Consider the following 18467-nt stretch of genomic DNA (forward strand, 5'->3'; position numbering starts at 1 on the left):
ATCCAGCAGGATCACGCGGTTGGTCCGGGCGGGTGAGATCGTCGCCGTGCTCGGCAAAAACGGCAGCGGCAAAACGACGCTGTTCCGAGTCCTCAGCACACTGCTGCCAATTCAACGCGGCAGCGTCACTTTGGATGGACTGAACATTGCCGAACACGTGGACGCCGTTCGCAGCCGCATCGGAATCATTTTTCAGTCGCCCAGTTTGGACATCAAACTGACGGTCGATGAAAACCTTCGCTGCCAAGGTGCGTTGTACGGTTTGTCAGGACGCGAGCTGTTCAATCGCTGCGATGCTCTGCTGGAACAGTTCTCGTTGACTGATAGACGTCGAGATCTTTGCCAAACACTTTCCGGCGGACTGAAACGACGCGTCGAACTGGCGAAGGGCTTGCTGCATCGACCACGAGTCATGCTGCTGGACGAACCCAGTACAGGGCTCGACCCGGGAGCTCGCCTGTCGCTGTGGGACGCACTGCAACAATTGGCCAACGATGGCGTGGCCGTGCTGCTGACGACTCACTTGATGGAAGAGGCCGCCAAGGCCAACCGCGTGATCCTGCTGGATCAGGGCAAGAAAATTGCCGACGACGCTCCTTCGCGATTGCGAGCGGACTTGGGTGGCGGCGTGCTGACCATCGTCCCGGATGATCTGGCAGACGCAAAAGCAATCTTGAAGCGTGAGCTGAATTTGGAAACTCAAATTGTCGGCGAAACACTCCGCATGCCATGCGATGCACCGGAGATCGTCGCCAAAGTCTCAGATGCACTGGGTGATGCCGTTCAGTCGATCAGCATCGGGCGTCCAAATCTTGAAGATGTGTTCGTCGCTCGAACGGGGAAACAATTCCAATGAGTTCTCCTGCAATGACCGACTCCGGCATGACCACCTCCGCTCGCATGGGCGCCGCGTGGATGTTGGCGCGACGCGAATGGACGCGGTTCTTTCGCCAACGAAACCGCGTGACCGCCGCGATCGTGCAACCGCTCTTGTTTTGGTTGCTGTTTGGAACCGGGCTGCGAGGCTCGTTCGAATCAGCCGGAGGCGAAAGCTTCTCGCAATTCTTTTTGCCGGGCACAATCGGACTGATCGTCCTTTTCACCGCCATTTTCGCGACGATCTCAGTGATCGAAGATCGCCGGGAAGGCTTCATGCAATCGGTGCTGGTTTCGCCCGCGGGACGTTTCCCCGTTCTGGTCGGCAAAGTGCTCGGTGGAGCCGCGATTGCCTGGGCACAAGCGTTGATCTTTTTGCTGCTAGTGTACTTGGTCGGTGCGGCTTCGATCGCATGGACGTTTCCTTGGCTGCTGTTGCTATTGGCAATCATCGCGATTGCGATGTGCGCACTTGGAATGATCGTGGCCTGGCCGATGGAAAGCACACAAGGCTTTCACGCGATCATGATGCTGGGCTTGATGCCGATGTGGTTGCTGGCCGGAACGTTCTTTCCGATTCCCGCATGGAGCCCCTCTGGACCGGTCATTGAATCCGGGGCGGCGACGATGGGCGATTGGGGCGGCTGGGTGCTCGCAGGCATCATGCAACTGAACCCACTGAGTTATTCAATGCTGGAACTGCGTCGTCTGCTGAATCCCACCTTGGATTTGTCATCGGCTGGATTTGCTCCCTCTTCGATGACATGCTGGACCGTGACTGTGATTGCCACGATCGTCGTTGTGGTGATCGCATGGCGTCTGATGCGAGGAAGCCGAAAGGCCGATACGATGGTTTGATCCATCGACGCTGATGTCGATCACGATCCAAATTGAACCGCGTCCTTTCTCCACATTTTCGCAATACAGCAATGGAATTCATCTGGAACGACGGCGGACGATCCTCGGCGGGATTCGTTGGCTTGGCAGGAGACTGTGTGACCCGAGCAATCGCGATCGCCACGGGAACAAGCTATCGCGACGTCTACCAATCCCTGGGGAAATCCGCGAACAAGACCGTTCGCAACGGAGTCAGCAGCTCGGTCGGGGATGAATACCTTCGCGCCAACCTGTGGCACCGACACCAGGGCAACGGACGTCCATTCCAAGCCGAACATTTGCCTCGCGGTGTCGTGGTTGTGCATCTTGAGAAACTCAACACGCGGCGCGGAGGCCACTTCTGCTGCCTCATCGATCATGAGATTCATGACACTTGGAATCCAATGGACGATGGCGACTATGCCATCGTGAACTACTGGACGTTCACGGGTGCAACGTCTGATTCAAAGTTGCCCGCCATCGGTCCTCAACGACCGCAGGACAGCGAACAACTGCTGACTCAAAACGAATTCGAAAAGATCCTTCGCCGCTTGCGTGCCCTGGACACAACCGCCAGCAACCACGCCAGCACGGAAGGTGAAAAACGAAACGCGTTGCGAATGATGCAAAGCCTGATGCTGCGTCACAACTTGTCTCGCGAAGACATCACCGAAGACGACAACATCGAAAGCGTTTCCTACACACGAATGGCTTGCCCGGTGAACGGACGCCGAGCGTGCGCGTGGGAAAAGGCGCTGGCAGCGTACGTCAGTGGAGAGATCTTCCCGATGGTGCAGTGGTACTACGGCCGCAAACAAAACCGAACGTTGTTTTGGTTCTACGGTCCCGTCGACGATGTCAAAAACTGCATCCTGCTATTTCGCGAATTGTTGCTGACCATCGCGACCGCTGCTCAATTGCAATACGGCGGGCATTCTCGCGGCAGCGGCGCGTCATATGCAGAAGGCTACGTGGGTGGAATGCCCAAACAAGTTTCGCAAACACCGAGCGCGATGACCGAAGACCAAGCCTTCAGTCAATCGGCGTTGATCCACGCTCGCACACTCGCGGTCAAACAAGCCGCTGTGGATTGGCTCAAACTCGAGTGCGGCATTTCGCTGGTGATGTCGAGAGGCAACGGCCGAGACCAACACGATCCAGATGCAGCCAACCGCGGGCAGCGACATGGCTCCAAACACGACCTAGCCACCGTTACCGGGCGGAAACGGATTGGCCACTCACAGTAGCCGATGTGATCTCAATGAATTAGCGATCGGATGAATTCGATGGCCATGTCATTGTAAACTGTTTCATCAAACTTCTCGTCGCCATGACGAGCACCATCGACCTGGACCAATTGGCTCTCAACACCATTGACTTTCAACATGGAATCCAAGTAGATGCTTTGCATCATCGGCACGCGTGAATCAAGGTCACCGTGAAAGATCAAGAACGGCGGTGAGTTCTTGCTGACATAGTTGACCGGAGAAGCGGCTCGGGCGAGGTCAGGTCGCATCAATGGCGAATGCCCCAAAAATCGAGCCTCAGGCAAAGCATCGTTCTCAAAATCGATTTCACCGCGTTTGGACTGCAACATGATCAAGTCGGTCGGTCCGTAGAAGTCGACGACGCCCAAAATTGTGCCCATCTGCAGAGTAGCATCCGTCACGAAATCCTTGCCGCCACCGGTGAGACCGGTGCCAATCAACGAAGCCAAGTGGCCTCCCGCGGAGGTCCCCAATATGACCGTGCGTTCGGTATCCAATCCAAACTTCTCTCGATTGCGATTCAAAAAAGCGATGGCATCGGTGCAGTCCAAAACGGGCTCAGGAAACGATGCTTGGCTGGACAATCGATACTCGATCGTAACGAACGCCATCCCTTCCTGCAAAATTCGCGATGTCAGTTGGTCAAATCGGTGCAAGTCGCGAGCTTTGTTTCCACGCATCCAAGCACCGCCGTGGATCCAAATGGCGGTTGGCAGTTGCCGCTTCGTTTCATTCTTCGGCAGCAGCAGATCTAGTTTTAACTCCAGACCATCCACCTCTTTGAAGACAACATCGCTGATGTACTCGGTGCCGGCGGGCAATTTCGTTTCGATGAACTCTTGATCCAGCACGGGTGGTGTTTCGGTGCGCGTGCGACCACCACCGGATCGTTCACCACCTCCACCTCGCGACCGTTGCCCCTGCTCTCCATTGCCGCGTCTTCCCCCAGCCTCTCCCTGCCCGCGTTCGGACCGGTCATTCTGAGAGTTCCCACGGGCCGGCGAACCGGTTCCTGGACGCTGAGCCGAACCAATACTCGATCCGAGGCAAAGAATGAGAATGGAAACAGCAAAATGAGCGAACAAACGCTTCGAAAATAGAGAATTCAAGAGCACGAGTCTTTTGGGGCGTATGCTGGGTCACTGAGCAATCAGGCGACCCTGGGGCAATGTCTCAATCGCCAGCGCAACGAATTGCGCGGTCGATTTCGAAATAGTAGCTCGAAAGACTCGTTAAGAGCACCAACTCGACGGTTTTGCCCCACAGATTTCTGTGAACACGGGTCTGTCAGTGACAATCAGTCATCAATGCATTCGCAAAACAACGGTTAAGAGAATTGCACGGCTTCACTACAATGAAATAGGTCGGTCACCGACCGTTCGGCTCGAAAACGAGCCTGAGCATACCAACTCCTAATCAGGGCAATTCGCCATGAAAATAGTCACTCACATCGCGTTGATCCTCGTTGCCGGGGTTGCCCTTGGGCTGATCGGTCGGCAACTGCGTAGCTCGACCGTTCCCGCCGATGGCCCAGGGCCGGGCGAAGTCATCTACGGCAACGACAACGCGGTGGCGGACAACGCGACGCTGCGTCCCGAGGACGTTGCCAACGACACTCCGTCCAAACCGCCCAAAGACGTCGAATGGCTCAGCGAATTCGAACTGCTCGAACGCAGCGGCGAAATGGTTTCGACCAACGACCTGAAAGGGTCACCGTATGTTGTCAGTTTCTTCTTCAGCACTTGCCCCAGCATTTGCGTGTCTCAGAACCAAAAGCTAAAAGAATTGCAGGACGAGTTTGAAGGGCAGGGCGTTCGTTTTGTCGCGATCTCGGTCGATCCTGAAACCGACACACCCGAGGTTTTACGCGAATACGCCGCGAGATTTGGAGCTGATCCAGAGCAATGGTTGTTCTTGACCGGTGAACTGAATTACATCCGCCGCATCGGTGCAGAGATTTTCCAGCAGCCCGTCAACAAGCAATTTCACACCGAGCGTTTTGTCTTGGTCGATCCGAATGGGAAAATCGAGGGCTTCTACAATTGGCCTGAAAAACGTCAACTGGCAGCACTGAAAGAGAGCATCAAATCCATGCTCCAGGAAGAAGCCTCCTCGAAGAAGTCTTGATTCATGTGGGATACACTGGCGGCCAATTTGCCGCACCTCAACGCGGCCTTGAATTTGATCGCGACAATCTTGCTCGCCCTCGGCCTTTACTACATCAAGAATGGCCGGGCGAAAATTCACAAACAGATGATGCTGCGTGCGTTCGGCGTCAGCATGGTGTTCTTGTTGTGCTATCTGTTCCACAAATTCGCGTTGTACCAATCGACGGGTGAATTCAACCGTCGTTTTCCCACGGACGCTCCCGATGCCGCTCGGTACACGTATCTGTCGATTTTGATCCCGCACATTTTGTTGGCGATCTCGGTACCGTTCCTGGCGTTGCGAGCGATTTACCTGGCCAAGAACGGCCGCATCGTGGCTCACAAAAAACTGGTTCGAATTGCCTATCCGATTTGGATGTACGTTTCCGTCACCGGCGTCCTGGTCTACTTGATGCTCTACCAACTGTACGCGTGACAAACTGAAACAATGGATTGCCGCGAACGTTGGTGCGGCAATTGCGTATTGAATGCTGTGGCGCAGCGAGTGCCTGCCCAATTGGCTATTTGCCGCTGAAAATGAGCATTTTCGGCTGTCAGAACGGCTGATTCTCGGCGTTTGGCGGCCCTTCTCAGAAAGGTCCACCAGACGACCGATCGCGTTTGCTATCGATGTTTTAGGGAACATTCCTTCAATGGGTATCTACTTCCTTTTTGTTTTGCCTCCGTTTTTGCTGGGCCTGTACGCGCAGTGGAAGGTGAAATCGTCGTTCGCAGCGATGGCAGAAGTGCCGGCCAGAATGTCGGGCGCCGAAGCCGCTCGTCGCATGCTGGACCATGCTGGTTTGCAATCCGTTGGAATTGAACGGATCGCTGGCCAATTGTCGGACCACTACGACCCTCGATCGAAAGTCCTGCGACTCAGCGAAGACGTCTACTCGGGACGTTCGATGGCGGCACTTGGTGTGGCTTGTCACGAAGCCGGACACGCATTCCAGGACGCGCAGCACTACGCTCCATTGGTCGTCCGCAACTTTGCCGTTCCGGCCGCGAATTTCGGCAGCGGAATTGGTGCGACGTTGCTATTCCTGGGTGCGATCATGTCGTTCGCACCACTGATGTGGATTGGGGTTATCTTGTTCTCGGCCGTGGTGTTCTTTCAGGCCGTCAATTTGCCGGTGGAATTCAATGCATCCAGTCGTGCTCGAGAGCACTTGGTCGAGTATGGTTTGATCACGGCGCAGGAAGAACGCTATGTCGCAAAGGTTCTGAACGCTGCCGCACTGACTTACGTTGCCGCGACATTGCAATCGATCATGACGCTGGCTTATTACCTCCTGATTCTCACCAGTGGCCGACGTAGTGATTGACCCTTCTGATTACTTTGCTGCTTTGGATGCCCCCGAAACTTTGGCAACCAAAGCGGATGGGCCCGATGGCAAACTTCCGCTTTCCGACGAGATCCTCCGATCCTGGACCAGCGGTGACCTGTTTGGGCTCACGCAAAGTGTCGGAATGGGATTCGACCCTCGTCGAGTCCTCGGCGATCAGTACTTAATCCTCAGTACTCAAGGCGGAGTGCGCAACCCGGATGGCACCCCGCAGGCTCTCGGCTATCACACCGGACACTGGGAAGTCGGACTGCTTGGCCGAGCCGCCGCAGAACAAATTGAACGCGACGGCGGCGTTCCATTCGCCGCGTTTGTGAGCGACCCTTGCGATGGTCGAACGCAGGGCACTCACGGCATGTTTGATTCGTTGCCTTATCGCAACGACGCCGCGATCGTCATGCGACGACTGATCCGATCGCTTCCGCGTCGCAAAGGCGTGATCGGCATCGCGACGTGTGACAAAGGTCTGCCGGCCATGATGATGGCTCTCGCCGGCACCGGTCACCTCGCGAATGTTTTGGTTCCCGGCGGCGTGACACTGCCGCCAACGGTGGGCGAAGACGCGGGCAAAGTCCAAACCATCGGGGCTCGCTACACACGCGGCGAAATGACTTTGGAAGAGGCATCGGTTGCCGGTTGCAAAGCCTGCGGCACTCCCGGCGGAGGTTGCCAATTTCTCGGCACGGCAGCGACCAGCCAGGTGATCGCGGAGGCCCTTGGGATGACCGTCCCGCATGCGGCACTCGCTCCCAGCGGACAACCGATCTGGACTCGGCTGGCTCGTGATGCAGCAGCAACGGCCGCGGCAATGCATGCCTCCGGATTGTCGCTGCACGACGTGCTGACTGACAAGGCATTTGAGAATGCAATGTTGATGCATGCTGCGGTGGGCGGAAGCACCAACCTATTGCTACACATTCCCGCGGTCGCCGCGGCCGCCGGACGACGACGACCAACCGCGGACGACTTCCGACGCATCAATCAATCGGTCCCACGGTTTGTCGATTGTTTGCCCAACGGACCGGTTGGACATCCAACCGTTCGATTGTTTTTGGCGGGCGGGGTTCCAGAAGTCGCTTGGCATCTTCGCGAAGCAGGCCTGTGGAACTCGGACGAAAAAACAGTCACCGGTCTGACGTGGAATGAACTGCTCGACAAGTGGCAGAACTCGGAACGCCGCGAAGTCTGCCGCGAAAGATTGCGTGCCGCGGACGGAGTCGATCCTGATGAAGTCATCCTGCCGCCTGCGATCGCCAAGGAACGCGGGCTGACCAGCACGGTTTGCTTCCCATCAGGCAACCTGTGCCCGGAGGGTTCGGTCATCAAAGCCACTTCGATCGATCCAACCGTGATCGATGACGATGGCGTGTATCGCAAACGCGGACGAGCTCGAGTCTTCTCCAAAGAAAGCGATGCGATTGCGGCGGTGAAGGGCCAATCGGATAAACCAATCGAAGCCGGTGACGTGATCGTCTTGATCGGTCGCGGCCCCATCGGATGCGGCATGGAAGAGACCTACCAAATCACTTCCGCACTGAAGTACTTGTCCTTTGGGAAGCATGTCGCTCTGGTAACAGACGCAAGGTTCTCTGGCGTCAGCACGGGTGCTTGTGTTGGTCATGTTGGTCCCGAAGCTCTCGCGGGCGGCCCAATCGGTCGCGTGCGTGACGGTGACACGGTCGAGATCATCATTGACCGCAACACGTTGGACGGACGAGTGGACTTGGTCGCCACGATCGACGGCGCCGATCCCATCGAAGCCTTGCGGACCCGACCGATGGCCGAAGGTTTGGATCGAGATGAAAACATTCCCGACGACACGCGATTGTGGGCGGCACTGCAGCAAGTTGGCGGCGGCTCGTGGGGCGGATGCACCTATGACGTAGACAAAATCATCGAGACATTGAATGCTGGTCAAGCTGCACTTGCGGCCCAAAACTCAGAGAAGTCTCAACAGCAGGCCAGCGCCCAATGAATGCTCCCAAACGCAACATTCAAGATCCGGTCGAATACTCTCCCACCGCCATCGAGCGCGAAGGCGAACGAGGGATCCGCATTCTTTGGAACGATGGACAATCGTCATTCTGGACCGCTCGCGAATTACGCGATGCGTGCCCATGTGCAACCTGTCGCGAAAAACGGGGCGAAACCGGCGGTCACGAAGCGGTGACGTTGACTGATAAAAACGCTGACGCGGCAGATGCCAAGAAACCTCCGCAACCGCTCGGACTGCCGGTCTTGAGTGCTGCGGAGGCTCGCCCGCTGACCATTGAATCGATGCGTCCGGTGGGAACCTATGCGTACAACATCGGCTTCAGCGACGGACACTCATCCGGCTTGTTCACGTTTGAACGACTGAGACGTCCTTCCGAGTGAGCGACGTCGTCATCGGCGCACCGCGGTAACACTCCACCGCATGTTCGCGATACCAATTCGCGGCACTCAACAATTCTTCTCCCGACGGACTGGCGACCGCTTCGACTTCTAAACGGCTCGCAAACGTGTGCAGCGTTTCACTCGGCCGTCGCACCCAACCGAGCCTGCGAATACGTCGGTCCATCCGTCGGCGCTCGGCAGCCAACTGAACGCTGCGTTGGTCATCGGCCTTGGTTCGGTTTCGTCGCCACAACACCGCGACGAGGAACACCAACAGAGGCACCTGCAACCAACGGAATAAAGTGACCAGAGTATTGGTCGCTCGCAGCGATGCCCACCAACTCAAGATAGGAGCAAACCAACTCCTTGTGATGTCCTCGGTTTGCTCATTGCTTCCAACGCCTCCGGCGCCCGGCAACGACACTTCCTGATGCTGCATAGAAAGGTAAGAACGCCCCGGCGTCGACTCGACGGGCAACCACCGGGAAGCGTCTTCGTCGTAGTACTCGACCCACGCGTGCGCGTCTCGGTTGCGAGCCAAATACGCTTCCCCCGCATCGTCGAGTTCGTCCATGACGTAGCCGGTCACGTAACGAGTGGGGACACCTACCGTACGCAACATCAATGCAGTCGCACTGGCAAACAACTCACAGTGAGCCGGATGGCGACTTTGAATGAAGTGGGTCAAAGGATCGACCTTCGGCGGCACGGTAACCGGGTCGAGTGAATACTCGTAGTTCTGCTTGAAGAACTGAGCGACTCGATCCGCACGTTCCGCGTTGGTCTTCACACCATCCATCAAACTTTCGGTCAGCGGTTTCAGCTGCGACTGAAACTCTGAATCCACACGCACCAAGGCTTCGCGATCTTCCTGGCCCAATTGCTCGGCAGGAGGAAACTCTTGAACGCCGGCCACCCAAGGCCAACGAACATCCACCCCGTACCCCAACAATCCATGCGGCGTGATCCCGACGCCTTCGCCCGCCAACTCAATCCAACGCGTCGCCGCGGGCAAGAACACTTTTTGTCCCTTGCTGGGTTCACCATGAATCTCGACAGTCCCAACAAATCGTCCGCCACCAATGTCAGTCGCTTCAACGCCATTCCAGTTCATCAGCTCGATCGAAGGATCAACCTCCTCTTCCACCGAACCAATTCGCATGGAGTATCGCTGGCGAAGATGATCATCCGCGATTTGTAGCGACATCGTCGCAACACCATCGGGACGCAGAAAACGAGCTTCCGCAACACGCCGGACACCACTGCCGGGAGGTGACTGGAAGATCCACTTGCGAGACGTTCGCCAACGCCCGTTGCTGTAGGAGTCGTAGACATTTCCGCGAAGGTATCCGGGTTTGGTCTCGGCAAAACCTCTCAACGCGACTGCTGCGGGATCGCTAAGAATGGACTCGCGAACGTTGCCCAAACGCGAACCGGTGACGTATCGATCCGTTCCGCCCCAACCTCGACTGGAGGTCGCTTCCAAACGGTCGTTTAGCTGAGCCATCACGCCCGCCTGGACATCCGGCAAAAACCAAATCGTGGCATGAGTGGTTGCGGACGCCGCGATCAACATCGCGAACAGTGCCATGAACCGATACAGCGCCCCACCAATTCGCTTGGGTGTTTCCTCGTACGACTGCGGTCCCGCGGCCGCTTGTTCCTTTGACAAACCACTGTTCATCGCCCGCGTCGCCAGTACGAAGCCGATGCACACGGTCAAACCCAACGCCGTCTGCGCCGTGACGGTTGTACTGAGTCCACCACCAGCGACGGACATCAACACCACGGTCATCCCCAGCACCAACATCATGACATGACCACGACGAGGCCAGTGCATCCACAGCACGCACATCAGCATGAACGCCGCATGGCCAATCGAATCAACCGCAACCAACAACACGTTGGGCGTGCCTTGCAACGCGGGATAGAAACGCCATGCAAAGACAATCAGCATCGAACCGATCAATGTCAAAAACAGCACCACGCCTCGAGCTGCTCGCATTTTCCAACTGACGTTTGGCAGTATCGGTTCTGGCCAACGAAGACGCATCAACACCACAACAACCAAACTGATCGTGGCGACCAAGACGCACGCGGGCGAGGTCATGAACGTGCCGCCCAAAAACCAAGCCAACCCAACGGTCAATGCGCCCAGCACCACTCGGTCATCCGACAACCAATCACGCCATTCCATCGGCTCTTCATGCGTCAAGGTTGTCATGCCAGCACCTTCGTCGCGTCGTTATCGATACTCGAAACGGCCATATTGCCAAAGCTGTCCCGCGAATCTTCGTTGATGTTCAACCACATCAAATCTGGCAGATGCGACAGATCGGCCGCCTCACGTTCGCGACGAGAGAACACGACTCCGTGGAATGTGCCGCCTGCCTGTGGCATCGCATGCAAGACTTCTTGAGCGGTGTCGGCATCCACCGGCTCAGCCTCGGCCAGTGCCATCAGCAAAGGCGTCGGGTCGGAAGCTCCTTCGCATAGCACCGAACGCAACTTTCCATTTCGCTCTTGGCTTTGAATTACCGAAGGTGCCTGCCATGGCACGACCAAACGCACTTGAACGTTCGCTCCCACCAGAGTCTCCAGTCCTGCCGAAGCGATCGACAACAATCGCTCCAGTGATGCGTCCTCGTCGTCTGCGTATCGACGCCATCGCGACATAGGCGTGACTGCGGCATCCGATTCGACGGGTGTGGTATCGATGAACACGGTGACGGTCTGCTTTGCCGCGGAATTGAACTCTCGCAAGATCGGTCTGCCCAACCGAGCCCACGACGCGAAATCCCACCGTCGAACGGGCATCCCAGCGCGATATTCCAGGCTGCCGACGTAATGCTGATGATCTCCTTGCGACAACCCAACGGCCAGCCCACGCAGACTCGCATGAATCACCTGCCACGCCATTTCACTGTCCCAATCCAACCGCCGTGGCGTGATGACCATCGACTCCCCACTGTCGAGCCACTGCGTCGATCGGAACAAGTGAAACGGAAACAACGACTCGACTCGGACCGGAGGCATTTCATGCACACCGCGTCTGAGAAACGTCAGCGATTGTTCAATCGTCGACGTTGCCCCCGGAGCAATGTCAGGAACCCACTGCATCGCAGAGGCATCCAATGGCATCTCGATGTCTCGTCGTCCGTGCTTTCGGCGACTGTGATCCAGCCCCGCGCACAGACTCATCGCCGGCAAGCGACCTTCGTGGATCAATGAGATACGAGCCACAAAGCTCTCACCCGCTCGAACCGCCAGAGGCACATCCAAGGCCACCTTCAAACGAGGCGACATGAATCGGTTGACGATCCAACCCACCACAAACATCGCGAAGCAACTGGCGAACATGCCCATCCAGGGATACCCCCAAACGATGTTCAGCGACACGATGCCCATCAACAACAATGTCACCGAACCGCCCGTCATGCTTCGCCGCAGCGCCAGCCACCACACGATGGGGTTGCACCACCGAAGGGCCTTCAAAGCCAGCCGTCGTCGTGACCAACGCGTTTTTCGCGATGCGGAGGCGTCCCGTTTCATTGGTCGTCTTTCAAACTGGAACGGGGACTTGATCCACGATGGACGCGACAATTTGGCGACTCTCGTTCGACGTCGCGGTTCCGTGGCGAGTGCTCACCCGGTGAGCCAACACTGCCGTCCCCAATTGTTGAACATCGTCGGGCAAGACAAAGTCTCGGCCCATCAATACGGCGCGAGCCTGGGATGCGCGCATCAACATCTTGCTGCCCCGCGGACTGCATCCAACCCGCAAACGAGAATCCTGGCGCGTGGCGGTGGCCAATGCGACCACGTAAGCGGCGACCTTTCGATCGGTTCGAATTTGACGCACCCAGGTCTGCAACAAAGTCAATTCGTCGGCTTGCATCACAGGTTGCAAAGCGGCAACCGGCTCGGCTTCGGATTGATCCAGCAACAGATCGATCTCGCTTTCGGTGTCGGGATAGTCCATCGACAAACGAAACAAGAACCGGTCCAGTTGCGACTCGGGCAATGGGAAGGTGCCCTCGAAGCCCGCTGGGTTTTGAGTCGCGATCACCATGAATGGATGCTTCAGATCGTAACGTTCACCGTCGATCGTGACTTGGGATTCCGCCATCGCCTCCAGCAACGCGCTTTGCGTTCGCGGTGAGGCTCGGTTGACTTCATCGGCAACCAACAGATTGCAAAACACCGGTCCGGGGCGGAACTCAAACTCACCTTTGGATTGCAAATAAATCGGCCCGCCCAAAATGTCCGCGGGCAACAAGTCGGGTGTGCACTGGATGCGTTGATATTCCAGGTCAATCAAACGCGAAACGGATTTCGCCAGCGTTGTTTTACCAACACCGGGAACGTCTTCCAGCAACACGGACCCTTCGGCGAGCAAGGCGATCAAAACCGCTTCGATGACATCGTCTTTGCCGCGGATCACTTGCCGCAGTCGAGTCGACACCTCTTGTAGATGACGCCACGGGAGTTGCAGCTCGTCCGGCAAAGTGGACGTTGGATTTTGGGCCACCGTCAACGCTTCCGCGGCGGGCGTCACATGTTGAGTAGGAGAATACAAAACGAATCACGCAATATGAGAGGACGAGAGAAATGCAGAAGAATTCGGAGTGGGTCAATTCGTTTGAGACGGTGCATCTACGTCGGTGCTTGGCTGTTCTTTTGCCGCCTTCGTTTTCACCAAGCAATGGAAACCATAGCAACGTTCTTCGTCTTCGCGTTCTTCCACCGACGTTTGCAGGATTTCTTGGACCTGACTCATGCGATCAGCATCGAGTGCCATCGACAACACTCGCTGTTGACCATCGGGTCCCAAAACAGCCGTGGTCAGCACCGCGACGGATCCGGGATGCTTCAGCGCCTCAATGATATTCTCTCCGACCTGCTGTTCCGCGTTTTTGATTGTGGTCACAAATTGAGTCAATTGCGCGGAATCAGGTGGGTTCGCCACGCGAAAGTTGGACATGTCCTCCGGTCCAGGCTGCTTCTCCGCGGCATCATCAGAAGGAAGAGACGATGAATTCATGAACGATTGACCAAATACTGAGATGAGCAAGAACGAGGCGGGTCCGTCAAACCCGTAGACAAGAAGACGAGAGGGTTTCAATTCGCCCAAACCCTGCGATCACATGGCACTCTTCGATGTGCAACACGTGAAAGAAGAAATCACCGAACCCCGCCACCATTCGCGAATTCGGGTGCTTCTGCAAGAAGGCGTCCCGAACATTCATATCATCTTCATGCGGCAAGCGAGCGATTTGGCCCATCAATGTGACACGCTGGGCGGCCATCGGGTCGGAATCAGGAGAAGTCTCTTCGCAAAGTAGGAGCGACACCGCGGGGCACTTCGTTAGGTTCTGAGTGTGTTTTGCTAAACCGCTCAACAGCATCGCCATCGAAGTTTCACCGACTCGAGCCACCGTGACAAGCGACACGTACGGTCGTGGCAATGCATCGGAATCCGCCATCTGTGTTGCCAGCGAACCGACGGTGCAATGATTCATCAGGTCCGAGACGATGTCGGCGGTGGAGGGTTCAGGCATCGTCATGCGGCTTCACCATCTTGCGATGCGGAAGAGAAATTTCAGTGAAGGTTTCTCCCACAGCGGTGTAGCCCGCCTTTTCATAGAAACCAATCGCGGTTTCTCGAGCGTTCAATTGGAATTGGGTGTATCCCTTCTTCTCCAACGCCGACTCGACTTCTCCCAGCAATTTCGCGCCGAGTCCCTCGTTTTGATTCTCTGGATCGACCGCCATTTGACGTAATTTGACAGCACTGGAAGTCAGAGGTTTTGCCGACAAAACGGCCACCAAATCTTCGGATCCATTCCGCAACCCAAAGTGCAGATCCGCGTATTCACCGTCCAATTCCTCGGCCGTCAGGCGGAGCCCCAATGGTTCGCGCAGCACTCGATGCCTCAGATCCAATGCCTCCTGGTACAGCGGCGTGCACCATTCGATTTCGAGGAATTCCAATCGTCTGCCTCCCGGTCTCGTCAAACGTCGAGTTGATCGCCTCTTGGCAATGACGGGGACGATTGTAGCCGAATCAGCAGGTTTTCACCCCTGTGCGTCTTTTAACCGGACGCTGACGACTCACTCGTACTCATCGAATTCGTCGGGGCCGCCGCAAATGGGATCCAGAACCAGACCGCTCCAGTTCACCATTCGCACCGCGGTCGGCCACAAACTGAAGATGCTGGCGATGGCGATCACGGTCCCCAATTCGTCCAACGCCCAAGGCAGTTCGACTCGTGCGACCAAGCAACCGGCGGCGGTGAAGCATGCGGCGGAGATCAAGATGCCGGCGCGATAGGCCCACGCGACTCGGCGACTGACTCGGCAAGCCGTATAGATTTCACGAGTCGGGTTGTCCCACTGGGCGATGAAACTGCGGAGCGCCACTCCGCGAGGATAGTGCCGGAGTCCATTGAGCAGCGAATCGAAACGACACTTCAAATAGATCTTGGGCAATTGAAAGTGAACCAGCGCTCCCACGATCATCATCACGACAGCTAACAACAAGAACAACCAAGCCGGCACGAATGACGTGCTCGATTCCCCTCGAGTTGCTCGTAACATGACCGAATGAGCCAAACTCGTTTGCAATGGAAATGCAGCCAACACGATCAAGCACGCACGAAGCGCACGTCGCTCAGTCGCCAAATCCGACAACCGTAACTTGCGACGAGTCAGCAGCGGAAACCAATGCTTGACCCGCACACCAAAGGCTCGCGACAAAATCGGAAACACATAAGCGGTCGTTGCCGCAAACAACAACAACGCCAAACCCCAATTCGTCCAAACGATTGCGTCACGGCTGATCGACGACAAAACCAACATGAGCTGAGCGGTTTCTGTGGCGACACATGTCAATGACGTGGCCAAGGCGATCGACCCCACGGCAGCCAACGAAATTGCCACCGAACGTGTCGATTGTTTGACAGCAGAAAGAGGTGCAGGTTTCCAGAGCAAGGGAACGCCAATTGTGCAGCGCTCACGCACCAGATCGCTCTTCCACGGCAGCAGAAACCGTCGACGAGCTGACTAACTGGGGTGGCAGGGTTTGGGGATGAGTGAGATGCCAGCGGCCATGTCCACCGTGCAAACACGATGCACCGGTAGCCAGAGCGGCCAATAAAGCATGGGTCACATTAGTTCCCCAAGTCGTTGGAGGCAAACGTTTTACGAACGACCGGGGAGATCGACCGCCCCCTGGAAGTGTGATCCTCACAACCGTCAAATTCGAACGCTCTTCCTGCGTGACCAAACGTGTCACGGACCTTGCGAACAATCTTTTCAGTGAGACGTGACCCACACGTCACTCCGGCCTCCCGCCCCACTGACGAAGGTTTTTCGAATGACTCAGCTTTCTCTCTTCGACGCCATCGCACCGGTTTCCCCCGTGATCGCATCGGTCTCCGCAACCGCGGCACCGAAGTCCAATGGATCGGACAACTCACTGTTGGCTCTCGCCGAATTGATCCGCGAAGGCCGGGAACAGCTCGAATCTCAGCGGGCATCGACCGAACGTCCCATTCAGCGAATCGGCGATCTCGCTCAAGCCGTTTTGCGTCGCCACGATTTGGTGGCTCGCCGCCGAGCCGCGTCGCAACAAAAGGCCAGCGACTTTGACGCTGCCGACGACAACGTTCAGGTCGCTTCCTGATCCAAGCCGATGGAAGCTTCGGCTGACTCGTTGCCCACGACACTTTTCTTCTTCGTGGAAGACGTCTCTTTCGCAGTGGCTTCCGCTTTTTTGGCCTCGGATTCCTTTTTCGCTTCGGATTCCCGGGCAATTTGAGCCTTGTGGCGACTGCGGATCCTCCACGCGGTCATCAAACACCCAAGCACAAAGCTGACGCCGGAACAGCCCAGCAGCAGCAACGTCAGCGGGTATTCACCACTGAAAAACAGAATCGTTAGCGGCACCGCGTCTTGGTTTTGAAACGCCACGATGACGACGACCAAGACGGCCACCAACGACAAAAACCAGCGGATTTTCTGGAGCATGTGAAATCGGCGAGGGTGATTTCTCGCGAAAAAAGGGATTTGCTAGCAAATGTTTGCTAGGATCAATGGACTGACCAAACGAGGCAGGCAGCAAGACGATGCCAAACAGCATTTCCACCGAAAACATCTCCGTTCCACGCCGTTTGATCGCGTCCACCAGCGTGTTGGAACAGGCTCCCGAACAGCAAACCTTTGCTTTTTGGGAGGAATCGGTGGCTTCTTCCACTGTAACCTCAATCACCAAGCGTCGTCACGCAGCCCCCCAGCTCCCCTCCAGACCAGCCAACCAAAGCAACGACCAGACTCTCCTTCCCCCTCATTCCGAGAAGGTAGAACGGCGCAACGACCCAACTCACCTTCCGCCTGCCTCTGGGAGAGCCGAGCGAAGCGTTTCCCTCTCCCCACTTCACCCTCCTTCCGAGAAGGTCGAGCGAAGCGGTGCCCCAACTCACCTTCACCCTCCCTCTGGGAGGGTCGAGCGAAGCGAGGGGAGGGCCGAGCAAAGCGAGCCAAACGAGAGCCAAGCCGAACACGCCCCCGCCACTCGCGAAGCGTTGCTGCAAAAACTGCGTCGCCAAACCGAAGCGATCTCGGATCCGCTCGCCGCGACCGATTCCACCCCGCGTTTTTCGACCGGATCTTCGGCTCTGGATTCTTGGTTGCCCGGCGGCGGAATGAGACGCGGCACGATCAGTGAATGGATCGCGGAAACCGAAGGCGGCGGCGCGGGCACACTTTCCTTGCTCGCCGCGGCCCAGATTTTAGGAACGGCCAACCAACCTCATTCATCGGCACACGCTCATCACGACGGTCCCATCATCGTCGTCGACCCCGGCGGTCATTTCTATGCTCCCGCCGCGATCGCTTGCGGCATCCCCGCCGAACGAATCGTTTGGTGTCGAGTCACCAACCGCCGCGACGCGGTGTGGACGCTTGACCAAGCCCTCCGGTGCGGTTCCGTCGCCGCGGTGTGGTCAATGTTGCCTTGGAATCTGAACGATCGCGACGCGCGCCGATTACAACTCGCCGCTGAAACCGGTCGAACACCAGGCCTGCTCGTGCGAACCGCGTCGGCGGGGCGGCAGCCTTCGTTTGCTTCGGTTCGCTGGCACGTCCGGTCGGTGCCGGCTCAGCCCGAACAAATTGTTCCGCTTCCTCGGTCCCGTTCCGCTTTGCCACCCACCAACCTTCGTCGCTATCGTGATCTCCGGGTGACTCACGTGACGATGCCCCGAGCCAAAACCAACGCGGCCCGCCAAGCTTTCCTGGCGATCACCCCCGACGCGATGCTACATGATTTGGATTCGCGGCCCTTCCTCGCTGCTCACTCGAACCCTGTTTCCCACTCGAACCCGGTTGGTGACACCACAACCGCTGACACATCCACGGCAAACACTCATGAAAAGGCTGCTGTGCATTTGGCTGCCCAATTGGCCCGTCCAACGTCGACGCGCCGAGAGCCTCCTCAGCGCCAACGCGAATCTCAACGCCCCAGCGACCAACGACAAAACAACCGCCGAGCCGCGGGATAGCACTGCCAAGAC

At 56.9% G+C, this 18467-nt stretch carries 19 protein-coding genes; 10 read left to right on the forward strand and 9 right to left on the reverse strand.

Going from position 1 to position 18467, the window contains the following annotated elements:
- The 3 genes from B2R17_RS09610 to B2R17_RS09620 form a co-directional block, all read left to right on the forward strand.
- Positions 1 to 856 (forward strand): ABC transporter ATP-binding protein (locus tag B2R17_RS09610; RefSeq protein ID WP_286763824.1); only part of this gene is annotated, 856 nt, incomplete at its 5' end.
- Positions 857 to 867: 11 nt separating this feature from the next.
- Positions 868 to 1734 (forward strand): ABC transporter permease, encoded by an 867-nt coding sequence (locus B2R17_RS09615; RefSeq protein ID WP_339887604.1) that lies wholly within the window; start codon positions 868 to 870, stop codon positions 1732 to 1734.
- A gap of 71 nt (positions 1735 to 1805) precedes the next feature.
- The gene (locus B2R17_RS09620) at positions 1806 to 2999 is read left to right on the forward strand and encodes a DUF2786 domain-containing protein (protein WP_286763826.1); all 1194 of its coding nucleotides are present in this window, start codon (positions 1806 to 1808) and stop codon (positions 2997 to 2999) included.
- Between the two features lie 11 nt (positions 3000 to 3010).
- Here B2R17_RS09620 and B2R17_RS09625 read toward each other — a convergent pair whose 3' ends face one another.
- Positions 3011 to 3871, reverse strand: coding sequence for an alpha/beta hydrolase (locus B2R17_RS09625; protein WP_286763827.1), 861 nt, complete (start codon positions 3869 to 3871; stop codon positions 3011 to 3013).
- A 580-nt stretch (positions 3872 to 4451) separates the two neighbouring features.
- Between B2R17_RS09625 and B2R17_RS09630 the strand changes: the two genes are divergently transcribed.
- From B2R17_RS09630 to B2R17_RS09650, 5 genes are all read left to right on the forward strand, one after another.
- Entirely contained in the window at positions 4452 to 5147 is a 696-nt protein-coding gene (locus tag B2R17_RS09630) for an SCO family protein (RefSeq protein ID WP_286763828.1), read from the forward strand.
- 3 nt (positions 5148 to 5150) lie between these two features.
- Positions 5151 to 5603, forward strand: coding sequence for a DUF420 domain-containing protein (locus tag B2R17_RS09635; protein WP_008669866.1), 453 nt, complete (start codon positions 5151 to 5153; stop codon positions 5601 to 5603).
- A gap of 217 nt (positions 5604 to 5820) precedes the next feature.
- Complete coding sequence (locus B2R17_RS09640) at positions 5821 to 6495, forward strand: zinc metallopeptidase (protein WP_286763829.1); 675 nt, start codon at positions 5821 to 5823, stop codon at positions 6493 to 6495.
- Positions 6476 to 8491: a YjhG/YagF family D-xylonate dehydratase gene (locus tag B2R17_RS09645; RefSeq protein ID WP_286763830.1), complete on the forward strand. Its 2016-nt coding sequence runs from the start codon at positions 6476 to 6478 to the stop codon at positions 8489 to 8491. Before B2R17_RS09640 ends, B2R17_RS09645 begins: the two co-directional genes overlap by 20 nt.
- Positions 8488 to 8892, forward strand: coding sequence for a DUF971 domain-containing protein (locus B2R17_RS09650; RefSeq protein ID WP_286763831.1), 405 nt, complete (start codon positions 8488 to 8490; stop codon positions 8890 to 8892). Before B2R17_RS09645 ends, B2R17_RS09650 begins: the two co-directional genes overlap by 4 nt.
- On the opposite strand, the gene B2R17_RS09655 is transcribed toward B2R17_RS09650, so the two are convergent.
- The 7 genes from B2R17_RS09655 to B2R17_RS09685 form a co-directional block, all read right to left on the reverse strand.
- Positions 8858 to 11116 carry a DUF3488 and transglutaminase-like domain-containing protein gene (locus B2R17_RS09655; RefSeq protein ID WP_286763832.1) on the reverse strand — a complete coding sequence of 753 codons (2259 nt, stop codon included), beginning with the start codon at positions 11114 to 11116 and terminating at the stop codon, positions 8858 to 8860. The genes B2R17_RS09650 and B2R17_RS09655 overlap by 35 nt on opposite strands.
- Positions 11113 to 12444, reverse strand: a complete 1332-nt coding sequence (locus B2R17_RS09660; RefSeq protein ID WP_286763833.1) for a DUF58 domain-containing protein — start codon at positions 12442 to 12444, stop codon at positions 11113 to 11115. Before B2R17_RS09660 ends, B2R17_RS09655 begins: the two co-directional genes overlap by 4 nt.
- A gap of 10 nt (positions 12445 to 12454) precedes the next feature.
- Positions 12455 to 13450: an AAA family ATPase gene (locus B2R17_RS09665; RefSeq protein WP_286763862.1), complete on the reverse strand. Its 996-nt coding sequence runs from the start codon at positions 13448 to 13450 to the stop codon at positions 12455 to 12457.
- A gap of 75 nt (positions 13451 to 13525) precedes the next feature.
- The gene (locus B2R17_RS09670; protein ID WP_008669877.1) at positions 13526 to 13936 is read right to left on the reverse strand and encodes a hypothetical protein; all 411 of its coding nucleotides are present in this window, start codon (positions 13934 to 13936) and stop codon (positions 13526 to 13528) included.
- Between the two features lie 46 nt (positions 13937 to 13982).
- Entirely contained in the window at positions 13983 to 14459 is a 477-nt protein-coding gene (locus B2R17_RS09675) for a pyridoxamine 5'-phosphate oxidase family protein (protein WP_286763834.1), read from the reverse strand.
- Positions 14446 to 14886, reverse strand: coding sequence for a GNAT family N-acetyltransferase (locus tag B2R17_RS09680; protein WP_286763835.1), 441 nt, complete (start codon positions 14884 to 14886; stop codon positions 14446 to 14448). The genes B2R17_RS09675 and B2R17_RS09680 overlap by 14 nt, the downstream gene beginning before the upstream one ends.
- A gap of 120 nt (positions 14887 to 15006) precedes the next feature.
- Entirely contained in the window at positions 15007 to 15834 is an 828-nt protein-coding gene (locus B2R17_RS09685) for a hypothetical protein (protein ID WP_063825891.1), read from the reverse strand.
- Positions 15835 to 16270: 436 nt separating this feature from the next.
- Here B2R17_RS09685 and B2R17_RS09690 point away from each other — a divergent pair, with 436 nt between their 5' ends.
- On the forward strand, positions 16271 to 16579 hold the full coding sequence (locus tag B2R17_RS09690) for a hypothetical protein (protein ID WP_008656702.1): 309 nt from the start codon (positions 16271 to 16273) through the stop codon (positions 16577 to 16579).
- On the opposite strand, the gene B2R17_RS09695 is transcribed toward B2R17_RS09690, so the two are convergent.
- Positions 16564 to 16923: a LapA family protein gene (locus tag B2R17_RS09695; protein WP_286763836.1), complete on the reverse strand. Its 360-nt coding sequence runs from the start codon at positions 16921 to 16923 to the stop codon at positions 16564 to 16566. The two genes, B2R17_RS09690 and B2R17_RS09695, sit on opposite strands and share 16 nt — an antisense overlap.
- Before the next feature lie 98 nt (positions 16924 to 17021).
- On the opposite strand from B2R17_RS09695, the gene B2R17_RS09700 reads away from it, so the two are divergent.
- Complete coding sequence (locus B2R17_RS09700) at positions 17022 to 18455, forward strand: ImuA family protein (protein WP_286763837.1); 1434 nt, start codon at positions 17022 to 17024, stop codon at positions 18453 to 18455.
- Positions 18456 to 18467: the final 12 nt, after the last annotated feature.

This window comes from Rhodopirellula sp. UBA1907 (assembly GCF_002337565.1).
GTDB classification, from domain to species: Bacteria; Planctomycetota; Planctomycetia; order Pirellulales; family Pirellulaceae; genus Rhodopirellula; species Rhodopirellula europaea.

Bases quoted from the DNA above. Each gene is read 5' to 3' on its own strand.
- B2R17_RS09615 (WP_339887604.1), top strand. From the start codon at position 868: ATGACCGACTCCGGCATGACCACCTCCGCTCGCATGGGCGCCGCGTGG.
- B2R17_RS09620 (WP_286763826.1), top strand. From the start codon at position 1,806: ATGGAATTCATCTGGAACGACGGCGGACGATCCTCGGCGGGATTCGTT.
- B2R17_RS09630 (WP_286763828.1), top strand. From the start codon at position 4,452: ATGAAAATAGTCACTCACATCGCGTTGATCCTCGTTGCCGGGGTTGCC.
- B2R17_RS09635 (WP_008669866.1), top strand. From the start codon at position 5,151: ATGTGGGATACACTGGCGGCCAATTTGCCGCACCTCAACGCGGCCTTG.
- B2R17_RS09640 (WP_286763829.1), top strand. From the start codon at position 5,821: ATGGGTATCTACTTCCTTTTTGTTTTGCCTCCGTTTTTGCTGGGCCTG.
- B2R17_RS09650 (WP_286763831.1), top strand. From the start codon at position 8,488: ATGAATGCTCCCAAACGCAACATTCAAGATCCGGTCGAATACTCTCCC.
- B2R17_RS09655 (WP_286763832.1), bottom strand. From the start codon at position 11,116: ATGACAACCTTGACGCATGAAGAGCCGATGGAATGGCGTGATTGGTTG.
- B2R17_RS09660 (WP_286763833.1), bottom strand. From the start codon at position 12,444: ATGAAACGGGACGCCTCCGCATCGCGAAAAACGCGTTGGTCACGACGA.
- B2R17_RS09670 (WP_008669877.1), bottom strand. From the start codon at position 13,936: ATGAATTCATCGTCTCTTCCTTCTGATGATGCCGCGGAGAAGCAGCCT.
- B2R17_RS09675 (WP_286763834.1), bottom strand. From the start codon at position 14,459: ATGACGATGCCTGAACCCTCCACCGCCGACATCGTCTCGGACCTGATG.
- B2R17_RS09690 (WP_008656702.1), top strand. From the start codon at position 16,271: ATGACTCAGCTTTCTCTCTTCGACGCCATCGCACCGGTTTCCCCCGTG.
- B2R17_RS09695 (WP_286763836.1), bottom strand. From the start codon at position 16,923: ATGCTCCAGAAAATCCGCTGGTTTTTGTCGTTGGTGGCCGTCTTGGTC.
- B2R17_RS09700 (WP_286763837.1), top strand. From the start codon at position 17,022: ATGCCAAACAGCATTTCCACCGAAAACATCTCCGTTCCACGCCGTTTG.